This is a genomic window from uncultured Halovibrio sp. (genome assembly GCF_913056445.1).
Taxonomy (GTDB): Bacteria; Pseudomonadota; Gammaproteobacteria; order Pseudomonadales; family Oleiphilaceae; genus Halospina; species Halospina utahensis_B.
The window spans coordinates 48,400-63,075 of the sequence record NZ_CAJXMA010000006.1; the positions used below are offsets into that span (position 1 = coordinate 48,400).

At 59.1% G+C, this 14,676-nt stretch carries 8 protein-coding genes; 3 read left to right on the forward strand and 5 right to left on the reverse strand.

From position 1 onward, the window contains the following. Positions 1-8: 8 nt before the first annotated feature. Positions 9-1,715: a diguanylate cyclase gene (locus QZ501_RS02965; protein WP_295717014.1), complete on the reverse strand. Its 1,707-nt coding sequence runs from the start codon at positions 1,713-1,715 to the stop codon at positions 9-11. A gap of 291 nt (positions 1,716-2,006) precedes the next feature. Then, positions 2,007-2,885, reverse strand: coding sequence for an alpha/beta hydrolase (locus QZ501_RS02970; RefSeq protein ID WP_295717016.1), 879 nt, complete (start codon positions 2,883-2,885; stop codon positions 2,007-2,009). Positions 2,886-3,202: 317 nt separating this feature from the next. Here QZ501_RS02970 and QZ501_RS02975 point away from each other — a divergent pair, with 317 nt between their 5' ends. Further along, positions 3,203-4,921 carry a diguanylate cyclase gene (locus QZ501_RS02975; RefSeq protein ID WP_295717019.1) on the forward strand — a complete coding sequence of 573 codons (1,719 nt, stop codon included), beginning with the start codon at positions 3,203-3,205 and terminating at the stop codon, positions 4,919-4,921. A gap of 30 nt (positions 4,922-4,951) precedes the next feature. Here QZ501_RS02975 and QZ501_RS02980 read toward each other — a convergent pair whose 3' ends face one another. Then, positions 4,952-5,977 (reverse strand): Fe(3+) ABC transporter substrate-binding protein, encoded by a 1,026-nt coding sequence (locus QZ501_RS02980; RefSeq protein ID WP_160898583.1) that lies wholly within the window; start codon positions 5,975-5,977, stop codon positions 4,952-4,954. A gap of 188 nt (positions 5,978-6,165) precedes the next feature. On the opposite strand from QZ501_RS02980, the gene QZ501_RS02985 reads away from it, so the two are divergent. Beyond that, positions 6,166-7,311, forward strand: a complete 1,146-nt coding sequence (locus QZ501_RS02985; RefSeq protein WP_237416516.1) for an ABC transporter ATP-binding protein — start codon at positions 6,166-6,168, stop codon at positions 7,309-7,311. 20 nt (positions 7,312-7,331) lie between these two features. On the opposite strand, the gene QZ501_RS02990 is transcribed toward QZ501_RS02985, so the two are convergent. After that, a complete protein-coding gene (locus QZ501_RS02990) occupies positions 7,332-8,981 on the reverse strand; it encodes an iron ABC transporter permease (RefSeq protein ID WP_295717028.1) in 1,650 nt (549 codons plus the stop codon). 435 nt (positions 8,982-9,416) lie between these two features. Here QZ501_RS02990 and QZ501_RS02995 point away from each other — a divergent pair, with 435 nt between their 5' ends. Continuing rightward, positions 9,417-12,728 carry a methylmalonyl-CoA mutase family protein gene (locus QZ501_RS02995; protein ID WP_295717023.1) on the forward strand — a complete coding sequence of 1,104 codons (3,312 nt, stop codon included), beginning with the start codon at positions 9,417-9,419 and terminating at the stop codon, positions 12,726-12,728. A gap of 83 nt (positions 12,729-12,811) precedes the next feature. On the opposite strand, the gene QZ501_RS03000 is transcribed toward QZ501_RS02995, so the two are convergent. Further along, a complete protein-coding gene (locus QZ501_RS03000; RefSeq protein ID WP_295717026.1) occupies positions 12,812-14,617 on the reverse strand; it encodes an NACHT domain-containing protein in 1,806 nt (601 codons plus the stop codon). Positions 14,618-14,676: the final 59 nt, after the last annotated feature.

Genomic DNA, 14,676 nt, shown 5'->3' on the forward strand with positions numbered 1-14,676 from the left:
TGGCCAACCTATCCGGCCACGACCCTGTTACGCCCCTGATGCTTGGCCGCGTACAGTGCCCTGTCAGCCCGGTCCTGCAGGGAGAAGAGATCTTCCCCCTGGCGCCACTGGGCTACGCCAAGGCTCATCGTGACCATGCCCGCGTCACCGAAAGGTTCATCACAGACAGCCGCCCGGACACGCTCCGCCAATTGGACACCCTGCTCAGCATCGGTTTCGGGCGCCAGAATCACAAACTCCTCACCACCCCAACGGGCCAGCGTATCAGCATCACGTAAAGTGCCTGCTACCCGCTGGGCGATGCTCCTGAGAACCGCATCTCCCTCGAGATGCCCAAAGCGGTCGTTCAGCGACTTGAAAGCATCCACATCCATCAGCACCAGGGTCACGTCCTGGTCATAGCGCGCTGCGCTTTTCAGGATGTTCTGCGCCAGCGCCTCAAACTTCCTGCGATTGAACAGGCCAGTGAGGAAATCGGTTTCCGCCTGCTTCAGCGTTGTTATATCCCTCACCACCGCATAGGCGCCGGCTACTTCACCATTACGCAGAATATGGGGCTCATACTGGGCATGAACGGTCTGATCACCACTGGCATAGGGGATTCGAGATTCATAGCTGACAGAGTTGCCGGACAGCGCAGCATCAAGATGGGGGCGGATGGTTTCATAAGCCTCATTACCCAGGACTTCCCATAAGTGCTTACCCCGGATGTCGGCGGCAGAAATGCCGAACCATTTTTCGTAAGCGGCATTCACTTCCTGGTAACGGCGGTCACGATCGATATAGGAGACGAGGATCGGTATCGCGTCCACCAGCAGGTTCCGCCGGCTGACTTCATCGTCAAAGGCTGCTGCGTTGAACAACGCTGATGCCAGAACGCCCGATGCCAGCTCAAGCAACTGGCAGTCTTCCTCGCCAAACGCGTGCGGTGTCGCCGAAAAGACCTTGAAAACACCATAACAACGGTGTTCATGAACCAGCGGCACCATAACCCCCGAAATAAACCCGATCCGCTGGGCCCCCTCCTTCAACCGGACCCGATCATCAGACCGCGAGTCTTCACAGAGCAGCACTTCCTGACGGCGGTAGCTCAGGCCGGAAAGGCTTTCATCGATCGGCAGACGCCAATGCAGTAATTCACCAGCGCGCCCCGCTACTGCGCGGTAAACCAGTTCATCGCCTTCCGCCTCTTCCACCGCGGCGGCATCGGCGTTGGTTATTTCCAGGGCTGTTTCGACAATCTTCTCGCGAACCCGCTGCAGATCCAGGCCACCCTGAGCAACCTCCCGCTGTATCCGGTTCACCGCTTCCAGCTGCTCTCTGCGACGCAATCGCGCGCGTCTGTCGGTAACATCACGCAGTGTCGCCAGATAATGAGTGACCGCACCGCTATCATCCTTGATGGGGTAAACGGACCATTCCATCAGAAAGGGCGTTCCATCCCTGCAATAGTTGTAAGTCTCTCCCGTAAACGTTTCTCCGCGCTTCAGCGCCCCCTTGAGACGCTTCAGTACAGCTTTTTCCGTTTTCTCCCCCTGCAGAACCCGCGGCGTAGCTCCCAGAATATCCTCACGGGCGTAGCCCGTCATGGTTTCAAAAGCGCGGTTAACATAGAGGATCCGGGGCCCAGGGGTATCCAGTTGAGGGTCCGTTATCATGATCGCGTCATTGCTCTTTTCCAGAGCCTCTCTGAAAAGTCCGGGTGGCAACTCCATGGACATATCTCACTCCAAAGTACGACGAAGCATTCCCTCTGGACAGGGCCGCTGCCCCGTTAAACGCTCTAATGTAGCAGTCTAATACGGAATCGGGGATCCTGATTGGTTCCTGTCACCCCTGCTTGCGGTACCTGTATGGCGTCACCCCCGTCCACTGCCGGATCGGTTCCTCCAGCTTCGCCGCCGAGAACCGCATGCGCGTCACCGGCTGCTCGCAATGCACCGGCAACGGATCATGAACGAATCTGTCACATCATGACCATTCCCGGTCCGTTTTGACCAGCAGGATCAGCCCCCTGAATCACCGTTGAGGGACGCATCCAGAAAGTCCACTGCTTCGGCGGTTGCCCCGTCATTGAACAGGAAACTCAGCACGTGCCCGCGCAGCCAGAGCCGGTAGAGCCGCACGTCCACATCCTTCGCCCTCAGTGCCTGCGCGAAGTCTTCAGCGTGATCAATGGGCACCAGCGCATCCCAGGTGCCGTGGAACAGGAAGAACGGCGGGGCGCCTTCGTGGGCATGATGGATGGGCGAGGCTTCGCGATGCGCCTCCGGATTGGCCTCGTAGGTCACCCCCAGAAGCTGCTCCAGCCGCCGCCCGCCCTCGAACTTATCGAAGTCCGCCGGCAGGCCTCCCGCCACAACCGCACCGGGTTCCAGCTCGGCGCCACCCCAGGGCTCGTTCAGCGGCGACTCCTTCCCGGAGACCAGGCCCAACATGCTCACCAGGTGCGCCCCTGAGGAAAAGCCCCAGGCCCCGACGCGCTCCGGGTCCAGGTCGTAATCACCGCCATTTTCCCGGAACCATCGCATCGCCACCTGGAGATCATGGAGTTGGGCAGGGAATTGGTATTCCGGCGCGAAGCGGTGATCGATGTTCATCACCACAAAGCCCTGCCGCGCCAGCGCATTCGCCGTATCACTCATGTCCGCGCGGGAGCGGTACTCCCAGCCGCCGCCATGTACCATCAGAACGCCGGCATGCTGTTTTTCCGCCTTGGTTTCGGGGTAATGGATGTCCGCCCTCAGGGTTTCAGGCCAGTCATCCGGCGTGAAAGGGATGGCCCGGGCAACGCCGACCGAGTAAGGGGGTTCATCAGGGTTACCCGGGGTACTGGCACAGGCCGCCAACAGCAGAGGCGCCAGTAGGACGGTGACAAAACGCATCGCAGCTCGCTTTTCCGCCGATTGATGTTCTGATTACGACAACCGTATGCAGCGGGATCAGCCCTTCCTACTCACCTGAAACCCGCCAGATGCCTGCACCGATCCAGGGCAAGGGCAAGGACAATGGCTGAAACGCGGGCCTGTAATGCCAAATGAACGAATGCATCCGCACTGGACGATGGTGGAATGGCGAATCCGATCAGGCGCATGGCGTTGTCGCGCAAGACGATAGCCTAAACACTTACTTGTTTTACAACATTTAGTGCCATGTCTAATCTGGTTTTTTATGGGTCAGAATATTTTGCTGGTGTACTCGAATGAGCTCGGACGGACACGATAAAGCCCTCTGGAAGGCCTGCCTGGAAAACATCGGGGAAGCAGTCCTTGTTACCGAACCCGACCTGCAACAGCCAGGACCCACCATCACCTACGCCAATGCGGCGTTCCAGACGCTCACCGGCTATGCCCCGGATGAGGTCATTGGCCAGACACCACGACTCCTCCAGGGGCCTGCCACCGAGCCCGATGAACTGGTGCGCCTGCGTTCCGAACTGGAAGCCGGTAGCACCTTCGAGGGCGAAACCATCAACTACCGTAAAGACGGCGCCACTTTTCACCTGAATTGGTCCGTAACCCCCTATCCCGGCGGCGACGAACCCACGACGCACTATATCGCGGTGCTTCGCGATGTCACCGAAATGCGTCAGCTCGAACACCGCCGCGCCCAGCTGACAACGCTGGTCAACATTCAGCGCACGGTTGTTACCACAGGGCTGAACCTCGAAGCATTGCGCAATAAAGTGGCTGAGATCACCCTCAGCGCCACGGAGGCCGATGGCGCCGCGGTTGAGGAAGTAGATGGCGAGGAAATGGTATACACCGCGGTCAGCGGCACAGCCCAGGGTATGCTGGGGATGAGACTGCCGGTTGCGAGCAGCCTCACCGGCACCTGCTACCGGATGAGGGAGCCGATCGAATGCGCCGATGTCCGGGAGGATGACCGTGTCGCTCAGGATGCCGCGGAGCGTGTGGGCTTTCGGTCCGGAGTGCTGGTTCCCCTGATCCACAGCGACCGCTGCTTCGGCGTCCTCAAGGTGTACGCCGCCCGACCCTCAGCCTTCGACAGCAGTCACACGGAGCTGCTGTCACTTGCAAGCAGCGCCCTGGCCGCCGAGTTGCACGACGCCCATCTCTACGAAAGCACGCAGCAGCGCCACCGCTCCTTCGCCGACAACCTGCCGGTCCTCGCTGCTTACATCGACCGGAACATGCATTATCAGGACGCCAACGCCTCCTATCTCGCCGCCGTGGGCTGCGCACGAGCCGATATCATCGGCCACCATGTAGCGGATGTGCTGAGCGAACCTGTTTTCAGTCGCGCCCGCCCGCACATTGAAGCCGCACTGAACGGCGAGCACGTGTCTTTCGAGCTCAGAATCCGCTTCAATGAGAACGCGGACCTCAGGCCAACGGAGACCGACCTGATCCCTCACCGGGGGCCAAGGGGCGCCACCGAAGGCATTTTCGTCATCGTGCGGGATATCACCGAACGCCGGGACGCCGAACATGATTACCTGACCGGCGCCTACAACCGGCGCGCGTTCGATGAACGTATGGATGCCCTGATGAGTACGGCCCAGCGGCACGGGCGCCAGTTGGGGCTGGTGTTACTGGACCTGGACCACTTCAAGGCTCTGAACGACCAATACGGGCACCCCGCGGGGGACGCCGTGCTCAAGAACGTCGGCCAGTGGTTGCGCGACCACATCCGAGCCGGCGATGTGGTCTGCCGCTGGGGTGGCGAGGAATTTGCCGTTCTGGCACCGGAATCCGGGATCAACGAAACGCAGCAACTCGCCAACAAGCTGAATCAGCTCATACGCAGCCAATCCATTGTGCCCGTTGGCAACGTTACCGCCAGTTTCGGCGTCACGGAACTCCAACCACAGGACTCCCCGGCCACGTTCATCAGCCGTGCGGATGGAAACCTCTACCGCGCGAAGAAGGAGGGCCGCGACCGGGTCGCCGTCGACTGAGATCGCGACACTCCTGGCTCGAAAGCGCGCTCAGCGCCAGCCCACCTCATCAAACAGCCGGACAGCCCGGGGATTATTGCGGCCAAGCACGCTGACATTAACGTCGTCCGTCTTGAAGTTGCCCCAGGATTCGAGAACCGGATCCGCGAAGGCGCTGTCCACCACCGGGAACTCATTGTTGCCGGAAGCAAAGATATTCTGGGCCTTGTCGGACGCCAGGAACTCCAGGAATTTCCGGGCCTCGTCCGCATTGGGGGCACCGGCTACCACACCCGCGCCACCAATATTGGCGTGGGCACCGCGACCTTCCTGGTTGGGGAAGATGATGCCGACCCGCCGGGCCGCCTTGCGGTCAGCGATCTTGTCGGATTTCAGAAGGCGCACGTAGTAATAGTGGTTCGCCACGCCAACACTGCACTCGCCCGCAGCGACAGCGCGGATCTGGTCCGTATCGCCACCAGCGGGGGACCGTGCCATGTTGTCAACGACGCCCTGGGCCCATTCCTTCGCCTTTTCCTCACCGTGATGGTGGATAAGACTGGCCAACAGGGACTGGTTGTAGATGTTGGAGGAAGACCGGATGCACACCTCGCCCTCAAGCTCGGCGCGGGTCAGGTCCTCGTAGCGCTGGACCAGCTCGGGATCGATGTTCTCCCGGTTGTAGAAGATCGCCCGAATGCGCTGGCTGAAACCAAACCACAGGCCCTCGGGATGGCGGAGTTGGTCGGGCAGGCGCTGCTGCAGGACCGATGACTCCACGGGCTGGAAGACACCCTCCTCCTCGGCACGCCACAGCCGCCCCGCATCCACGGTCATCAGGATGTCGGCCGGGCTGGCCGCGCCCTCGCGCTTGATCCGCTGGATCAACTGGTCCGAATCACCCTCCAGGGTGTTCACCTCAATGCCCGTCTCTTCGGTGAACGCGCTGTAGAGCGCCTCATCCGAGTCATAATGGCGCGCGGTGTAGATGTTGAGCTCTTCCGCGAGTCCAACACTGGGCAGGGAAAGTACGGTTAGAAACGGAGCCAGAACAAGGCTCTTTCGCCATGATGTCATTGCCGGTGCCCTCTTTCTCTGGTTGGTTCAGGGTTGATGTGATGGCTAGCATACCCGAACGAGAATGATTTGCATATCTGTTAATCGTCCTTCGCTGCCCCGGTACCGCGTCCAATAGGCGTTCTCACTTGAATTCATGTTATTCTGAGCTGTTTGGATTATTTCGCCGCATTGGTTGAGAAATCACTATGAACAGCCCGCGTGACGCTGCCTCCATGCCTTCCGATGCTCCCCCGGAAGCTGGGACTGCGACTGCCGCCACCGTACTTGCCCTGGAGGATGCCGGGTACGCAGCCGATGGTCACAGGATCGTCGAGCACGCCAACCTCGAAGTGCGGGCCGGTGAGGTCCTTTGCCTGCTGGGCCCCTCCGGGTGCGGCAAGACGTCGCTGCTGCGAACGGTTGCGGGTCTCCAGCCGCTTTCCGAGGGCCGGATCCTCATCGATGGCCACTGTGTTGCCGAGGCCGGTGGCGCCCACCAGCCGCCGGAGCACCGCCGTGTCGGGCTCGCATTCCAGGAGCCGGCGCTCTTTCCGCACCTCAGGGTCCTCGACAACGTCACCTTTGGGCTCAAGGGAACCAGCGAGAAGGAACGCCGCCAGCGTGCACTGCACCTTCTTGAACTCTTTGGAATGAGCGAATGGGCCCAGGCCTACCCCCACACGCTCTCCGGCGGCCAGCAGCAGCGCGTTGCGCTGGCACGGGCCCTGGCCCCCTCGCCCAAGATCATGCTGCTGGACGAGCCCTTTGCCAGTCTCGACGCGCGCCTGCGCGACCAGATCCGCGACGACACCCTCCACGTGCTCAAACGCCTTGGGGCCGCCACCATGCTGGTGACACACGACCCCGAGGAGGCCATGTTCATGGCCGACCGGATCGCGCTGATGCGTAACGGCCGAATCGTCCAGACAGGCACACCGCGACAGCTCTTCCGTGAGCCCAGCGAGCCCTTCGTGGTCTCGTTCTTCGGCGCCGCCAACGAATGGCAGGGTGAAGTGCGCAACGGGTGGGTTGAGACGCCGGTTGAGCCTGTCGCCGCAGGCAATCTCGCCGAGGGCACCCCGGTCCAGGTCATGGTGCGCCCCGAAGCCATACAGGTGACCCCTCTTCCAGAGCAACCGGGCGAAACCGACTCGAGCCACGTGCTGATGGCCCGTTTCCTGGGCCGGGGCAGCATGCTCCACATCTGCGCCCACGGCAGCGGCGACCAGGAGGCGCACGTGCATGCCCGCGTCCCCGGCCTGTTCCTGCCCCAGGAGGAGCAACCGGTTTCCCTGTCACTGGACCACGATCAGACCTTTGTCTTCCCGCTGCCCCAGGATCCCCCGCAGTAGGAGCCGGCGAGTCAGCCCCGTCAGCCCGTCCGGCGCTCTCCAGGGCGGGCGTGGCGCATGGCCCGGCTCAACAGGATAACCGGAATGATGCCCACGGCAACGATCACCAGTGATGCCGTGGCAGACTCCGCCAGACGTTCATCGGAGGCCAGGTTGTAGGCCCGGATCGCCAGCGTGTCGAAATTGAACGGCCGCAGGATGACCGTTGCCGGGAGCTCCTTCATCACATCCACGAACACCAGAATCCCCGCCGCCAGGAGGCTGCTTCGCATCATGGGCGTGTGGACGCGCCAGAGCGTGCCCAGCGGACTCTGCCCGAGCGTCCTGGCGACCGCATCCATGGTCGGCGTCACCTTGCCCAGGCTCGCCTCCAGCGTATTGAACGAGACCGCCAGGAAACGCACCGCGTAGGCATAGATCAACACAAAGGCACTGCCACTGAAGACCAGCCCCGCCGTCACGTCGAAGTACTCCCTGGTGAACAGGTTCAGGTGGTGGTCAAGCCAGGCGAGCGGAATCAGGATGCCCACCGCGATGACCGAGCCGGGAACCGCATAGCCACTGGCCGCCAGGCGCGTTGCCAGCCGGATCGGCTTCGTCGGGTTGAGACGGCTGCTGTAGCTGAGCATCAGCGCCAGCACCACGGCAACCACCGAGGCCACGGCGGCCAGCACCACACTGTTGAACGCGAATTCCAGAAAGCGCACCCCGAACAGCGGATCGCCTGTGTTGATTGCCATCTGCAGCAGCAGCGCCCCCGGCAGCAGAAACCCAACCAGCACCGGCAGCGCGCAGACCAGGAACGCCCCCAGCGCCTTCGCGCCACGCAACGGGTATTCCGGCAGCTGCTGGTACTTGCTCGTCGTATGGTGGTACTGCCCTCCACCCCGTGAGACACGCTCCAGCGCCAGAACAATCACCACGAAGACCAGCAGGCACGCGGCCAGCTGCGCCGCCGCCACCTGCTCACCCAGCCCGAACCAGGTGCGATAGATGCCCGTGGTGAAGGTATCCACCCCCAGGAACTGCACCGCGCCGAACTCATTGAGGGTCTCCATCATCACCAGCGCCACGCCGCCCACAATCGCGGGTCGGGCCAGCGGAACCGCGATCCGGCTGAACATGCGCCACTTACCCAGCCCCAGCGTCCGCCCCACATCCAGGACACAGACGGATTGCTCCGTGAACGCGGCACGCACCAGCAGGTAGACGTACGGATAGAGAACCACCGAAAAGAGAACCACCGCCATGCCCAGCGAACGCACTTCCGGGAAGGCGTAATCCCCGTGCTCCCAGCCGAACCACTCCCGCAGGGTCGTCTGCAGCGGCCCCGCATACTGCAGGAAATCCGTGTACGCATAGGCAATGACATAGGTCGGAACCGCCAGGGGAAGCAACAGCGCCCACTCGAACACCCGCCGGCCCGGAAAGCGACACATCACCACCAGCCAGGCGGTGCCCGTCCCAAGCACCAGGGTGCCAATACAGACCCCGATACCGAGCAGCACCGTATTCGTGATGTAGCGCTGAAGCACCGTGTCCGCCAGATGGCTCCAGATCTCACCGGAAGGCACAAAGACATGGAGGGCAATAACCGCCACCGGCAACCCAACCAGAGCGGCGACAACAAGCGTTCCCCACGTCCAGAAACCACCGCCCCCGGATTTCACCGACCCCGATTGATGCAGCCCCTCGCTCAACGAATGCCCCCACTCACGCCCAAGGACAGCGCCACCCGTCGTATACCGCGGGCGCGCCACCACAAAATTCGAGCGAATACTAACACAGCCAAAAGATAACCCTTCCCATCCACGCAACCGTAAAGGGATCAAACGCCCGGAACGCAACCATGACACCCACGCCAAAACTGTCATTTAATGACAACTTATTTGACCCCAAACGCCATGGATGGCGGCTTTTTTCCCCTTCAAACTGACAATAAATGCCGATTTTAACACCGCCGGCCGACCAATCCGGGCCACCCTGTAGGAGCCAGCTTGCTCGCGATATTTCCGGATCACTCGCGATTTTTCCGGATCACTCGCGATAGTTTCAGTATCGCTTGCAAGCAAGCTCCTACAGGCTGGACGTAAACGGGACGAATAATGACAACAACACCACTGCGCTTCATCACCTCCACCTCCCTGTTCGACGGCCACGACGCCGCTATCAACATCATGCGCCGCCTGATCCAGCAGAAAGGCGCGGAGGTCATCCACCTTGGCCACAACCGCAGCGTCGATGACGTGGTCAAAGCCGCGCTCCAGGAAGACGCGGACGCCATCGCCATCTCCTCCTACCAGGGCGGGCACAACGAGTTCTTCCGTTACCTCATCGACCGCCTGAACGAGGAAGGCATCGGCCATGTGGCCGTCTTCGGCGGCGGAGGCGGCACCATCACGCCGGAGGAGATCACCGAGCTCGAAGCCTACGGCATCGAACGCCTCTACCACCCCAACGACACCATGCACACCGGCCTCGTCGCCATGATCGACGACGTCGTCCAGCGCGCCGAGCAGCGCCGGAACCAGACGCGCAACCAGACACCGTCCGAGGTGGCTGCCCTGGCCCAGGACCTCTCCGCCCTCGAACGCGGCGACTACAACCACCCGATCCCGGACAGCACCACCCCGGTCATCGGCATCACCGGCACGGGCGGCTCCGGCAAGTCCAGCCTCACGGACGAACTCCTCAACCGCTTCCTGCGCTTCTGCCCGGACAAACGTGTGGCCGTCCTCGCCATCGACCCCACACGCCGGCGCACCGGCGGCGCCCTGCTTGGCGACCGCATCCGCATGAACAGCCTCCAGAGCGAGCGCGCCTTCTTCCGCTCCATGGCCACAAGGCGCCAGAACCTCGCCACCAGCGCCGAGCTGAACAACGCCATCGCCTACCTCAAACAGGCCGGCTTCGACCTGGTGATCGTGGAGACCGCCGGCATCGGCCAGTCCGACTCCGAGATCGTCGACCTGGTCGACCTGCCCCTCTACGTCATGACCAGCGACTTCGGCGCCGCCAGCCAGCTCGAAAAGATCGACATGCTCGACCTGGCCGACGTCATCGTCATCAACAAGTTCGAACGTGGCGGCTCCCTGGATGCGCTGCGCGACGTGCGCAAGCAGTGGAAGCGCAACCACGTGCGGTTCGATGTGGAAGATGAACAGATCCCCGTCTTCGCCACTAACGCCAGCCAGTTCAACGACGCCGGCGTCAGCGGCCTCTTCACGCGCCTCGCCGACTGGCTCCAGTGGGACGCCACCGACCGCTTCCCCTGGGCCCTGCCGGACAGCAACCCCCTGATCGCCGCCGACCGCACCCGCTACCTCGCGGACATTGCCGAGAACAGCCGCGCCGAACGCGACCGCATCGAAACCATGGCCGAGGCCGCCAACCAGGCCCAGGCCACCTGGAACGCCCTGCACACACTGAAGGACCCGGAACTGCCCGAAGCGCTCACCGCCTTCGCCAACACCGAACACGACAACGACGCCTTCACCACCCTGCGACGCCAGTACAACGAGGCGCTGGACCAGATCGATCAACACATGCTCGCGGAACTGCGCCACTGGCCCGAACGCAGGGCCGGCGTGGAAGCCGAACGCTACCAGTACCAGGTGCGCGACAAGACCATCGAAGGCGACAACTACAAAGAAACCCTCAGCGGCCTCCAGATCCCCAAGGTCGCCCCACCCCAGACCCACAACTGGGGCGGACTGGTGCGCTTCCTCGGGCGGGAAAACCTCCCCGGCCACTACCCCTACACCGCCGGCGTCTTCCCCTACCGGCGCGAAGGCGAAGACCCCACGCGCATGTTCGCCGGCGAAGGCACCCCCGAGCGCACCAACCGCCGCTTCCACTACCTGGCCCTGAACCAGCCCGCGGCACGGCTCTCCACCGCCTTCGACTCCGTCACCCTCTACGGCGAAAACCCCGCGCCGCGGCCAGACATCTACGGCAAGGTCGGCAACAGCGGCGTCTCCATCGCCACCCTGGACGACATGAAGAAGCTCTACTCCGGCTTCGACCTGTGCGACCCCACCACCTCCGTCTCCATGACCATCAACGGCCCGGCGCCCACCATCCTGGCCTTCTTCATGAACGCCGCCATCGACCAGCAGGTGGAACAACACCTGCGCGACACCGGCCAGTGGGAACAGGTGCAACAACGGATCGCCGACCGCGACCGCCCCCTCTACCAGGACGAACTCCCCGAAGGCCACAACGGCCTGGGCCTAGGCCTGCTCGGGGTGAGCGGCGATGAAGTGGTGGACGCCGAGACCTACGAACGCATCCGCGAACACACCCTCAAGCAGGTGCGCGGCACCGTGCAGGCGGACATCCTCAAGGAAGACCAGGCCCAGAACACCTGCATCTTCTCCACCGAATTCGCCCTGCACATGATGGGCGACGTGCAGCAGTACTTCACCGACCACGACGTGCGCAACTTCTACAGTGTGTCCATCAGCGGCTACCACATCGCCGAGGCCGGCGCCACGCCCGTCACCCAGCTCGCCTTCACCCTGGCCAACGGCTTCACCATCGTCGAGTACTACCTCTCACGCGGCATGCACATCGACGACTTCGCGCCCAACCTCAGCTTCTTCTTCAGCAACGGCATGGACCCGGAATACGCCGTCATCGGCCGCGTGGCACGCCGCATCTGGGCCCGCGCCATGAAACACCGCTACGGCGCCAGCGAACGCTCCCAGAAGCTCAAGTACCACATCCAGACCAGCGGCCGCAGCCTCCACGCCCAGGAGATCCAGTTCAACGACATCCGCACCACCCTGCAGGCGCTCTACGCCCTCTTCGACAACTGCAACAGCCTGCACACCAACGCCTTCGACGAGGCCATAACCACCCCCACCGAAGACTCCGTGCGCCGCGCCGTCGCCATCCAGCTCATTATCAACCGCGAACTCGGCCTCAACGCCTGCGAAAACCCCTGGCAGGGCTCGCACATCATCGAGCAGCTCACGGACAAAGTGGAAGAAGCGGTACTGGAGGAATTCGAACGCCTGAATGAGCGCGGCGGCGTACTCGGCGCCATGGACACCATGTACCAGCGCGGCAAGATCCAGGACGAATCCATGGTGTACGAACACAAGAAACACGACGGCACCCTGCCCATCATCGGCGTAAACACCTACCTCCCCAAGGAAGGCCAGGAAGCCGGCGGCGAACTGGAACTGATGCGCTCCAACGACGACGAAAAACACCAACAGATCGACCAGCTCCGCGCCTTCCAGGGCATCCACGAAAGCAAGCGGGATTACTGGCTGGAGCAGCTACAACATGTCGCCGCCAACCGGGGGAACACCTTTGAGGTGTTGATGGAGGCGGTTAAGCATTGTTCGTTGGGGGAGGTTTCGGAGGTGTTTTATGGGGCTGGGGGGGCTTATCGGAGGAATATGTAATTCCACATATCCCTCCTCCCCCTACTCGAGGTCGCTCACACCAAGTTTTCAAATCAACTTTTGGGAACCAAGTTAATATTTTCTTACAACCACTCTTGTATCTTCTCTTTACCTCCACTCGTCTCTCGATTTTCAAGATGTTTCTCGAGCCACTTCAGAAAATGAACTCTCCTTCTCGCTATTTCAAGAACCCCCAACCTCTCCAATAGCTCTATTTGACTATCATCTAACTCAGAGGTTTGGACCTCTAAAGGCTCAGAAAGTTCTCCAAGCTCCTCTTTAAAAGCTTTTTTTGTCATTACCCCCCCAATCTTAGGGAAAGCTTTTCCGAGATGTTCCCTATACACGCCCTCTAGGAAAAGCATAAACCTCCAACCCCATCTTTCGTTGCGCACAAGCGCACTCTTTTCTCCCTTGGAGCCTCCTCTATTTGTTTTATTCCGACTAGTCCAAACAAAAATCATACCCTCAAACCACTCTTTAAGAGCGTTTATTTCATCTCCATTGATAGCCTCATTAAGCTGTTGAAGTCGAGGATAGACAAACTCTCGCTCAAGCTTAGACCTATTCATCTCAAAAGCCATATCCAGGACGTTATCTGTCAACACCCTTTCCAAACAAATATCGTATATTTCTTCTTTACCTGGAGGATCAAACTTCGTTATAAAAAGCGCGGAGAAGTATTCCTGAAAACTACGATGATTATATGAAAACCTATTACCGTCGACCACAAACATGCAAACTGACTGCAATAGATCCTTTTTATATTTTTCAGGAGAAAGTTTGTTAACACCAAGTAATTTTTTGGCCCTTCTTATGTACGTTATCAGGTCTGTATTGGAATAATTTAGTTTTGACCTAATATAGCCAGACATAGAAACCGACGCCAAGACATCTTTAAAGTCATCAATAGCAAGTCCAGACAAAATCTCACGCTTGTACATATTCTTTGATGCATCATGCCTATAATATAAGACATCAAAAGCTTGCTCATAAAAAATGTGTATCTTGCTCGGTATTTCTGCAATCTCGCCGTAAGTCATGAGCATGATCGTTAGAAGCAATGGATTAGACAGAAAATCCTCATGCTTTTCAAAAAGACCACCACTAAGCTGCTTAATAAAATTATCTTTAACGTCAGGATCATAATTAATATTAGTTACAATATTAATTGCTTGACTTTTATCCAATCTGTTGATTCTAAAAATCTCAAACTCAGACAAATGCTCCAGATCTTCTGTCGGCCTGGTTGTAACAATCAAGGAAGATTTTACAAGACTCTCGGAAAGATTCTTTATTTCTTCTGTGACGCGAGAAACCGAACTAATTGAAAGCTCATCATACCCGTCAAGAATCAGGACGAACTGGCCTGACTCAATCCACGACTGGACAATATCGGGCCCTACGTCTACGCCATGGTTTTTTAGATCGTTTGAAATAATTTCAACAATCGTTCTGCTTGAGTTATTTAGATTCCTCAACTCTACAAAAAGAGGTATTTTCTTGCACGAGCTAATCAAACTCAGAAACAGGTAACGGACAAGGAAAGATTTCCCTGATCCGGCAGTCGCAGAAACAATAACATTATCACCATTCTCAAGCTTTTGAGTAATATCGGACTCGTCATAAACATCCTCTCTTTTCTGGGATGAGTATGGTGAGAGTTTTGTTTCGACATAGAGGTCACTCAGCGGAACTGAACGATCTTTATACAAAATTGTTTTCGTGTGACCATATTTTCTTGCGCATTCTTCAAGATACTCCCCAAAACTTGAAAAATATTTATTCCAATATGTTTTCCCAGTGCCAACAATAGATTCAGAAACCCCCTTAATGGCTTGCAGCAAAAATTCCGCTGTTATTTGATTAACATTTACATCATCTCTCATGATTATCCCTTCAAGAAGTCACAAAACATAATTTATAAAATACTATTAAGAAACCTATA

What these genes read in the sequence shown, in the direction of transcription:
- QZ501_RS02965 (WP_295717014.1), bottom strand. Translation starts at nt 1,715, where the DNA reads ATGGAGTTGCCACCCGGACTTTTCAGAGAGGCTCTGGAAAAGAGCAAT.
- QZ501_RS02970 (WP_295717016.1), bottom strand. Translation starts at nt 2,885, where the DNA reads ATGCGTTTTGTCACCGTCCTACTGGCGCCTCTGCTGTTGGCGGCCTGT.
- QZ501_RS02975 (WP_295717019.1), top strand. Translation starts at nt 3,203, where the DNA reads ATGAGCTCGGACGGACACGATAAAGCCCTCTGGAAGGCCTGCCTGGAA.
- QZ501_RS02980 (WP_160898583.1), bottom strand. Translation starts at nt 5,977, where the DNA reads ATGACATCATGGCGAAAGAGCCTTGTTCTGGCTCCGTTTCTAACCGTA.
- QZ501_RS02985 (WP_237416516.1), top strand. Translation starts at nt 6,166, where the DNA reads ATGAACAGCCCGCGTGACGCTGCCTCCATGCCTTCCGATGCTCCCCCG.
- QZ501_RS02995 (WP_295717023.1), top strand. Translation starts at nt 9,417, where the DNA reads ATGACAACAACACCACTGCGCTTCATCACCTCCACCTCCCTGTTCGAC.
- QZ501_RS03000 (WP_295717026.1), bottom strand. Translation starts at nt 14,617, where the DNA reads ATGAGAGATGATGTAAATGTTAATCAAATAACAGCGGAATTTTTGCTG.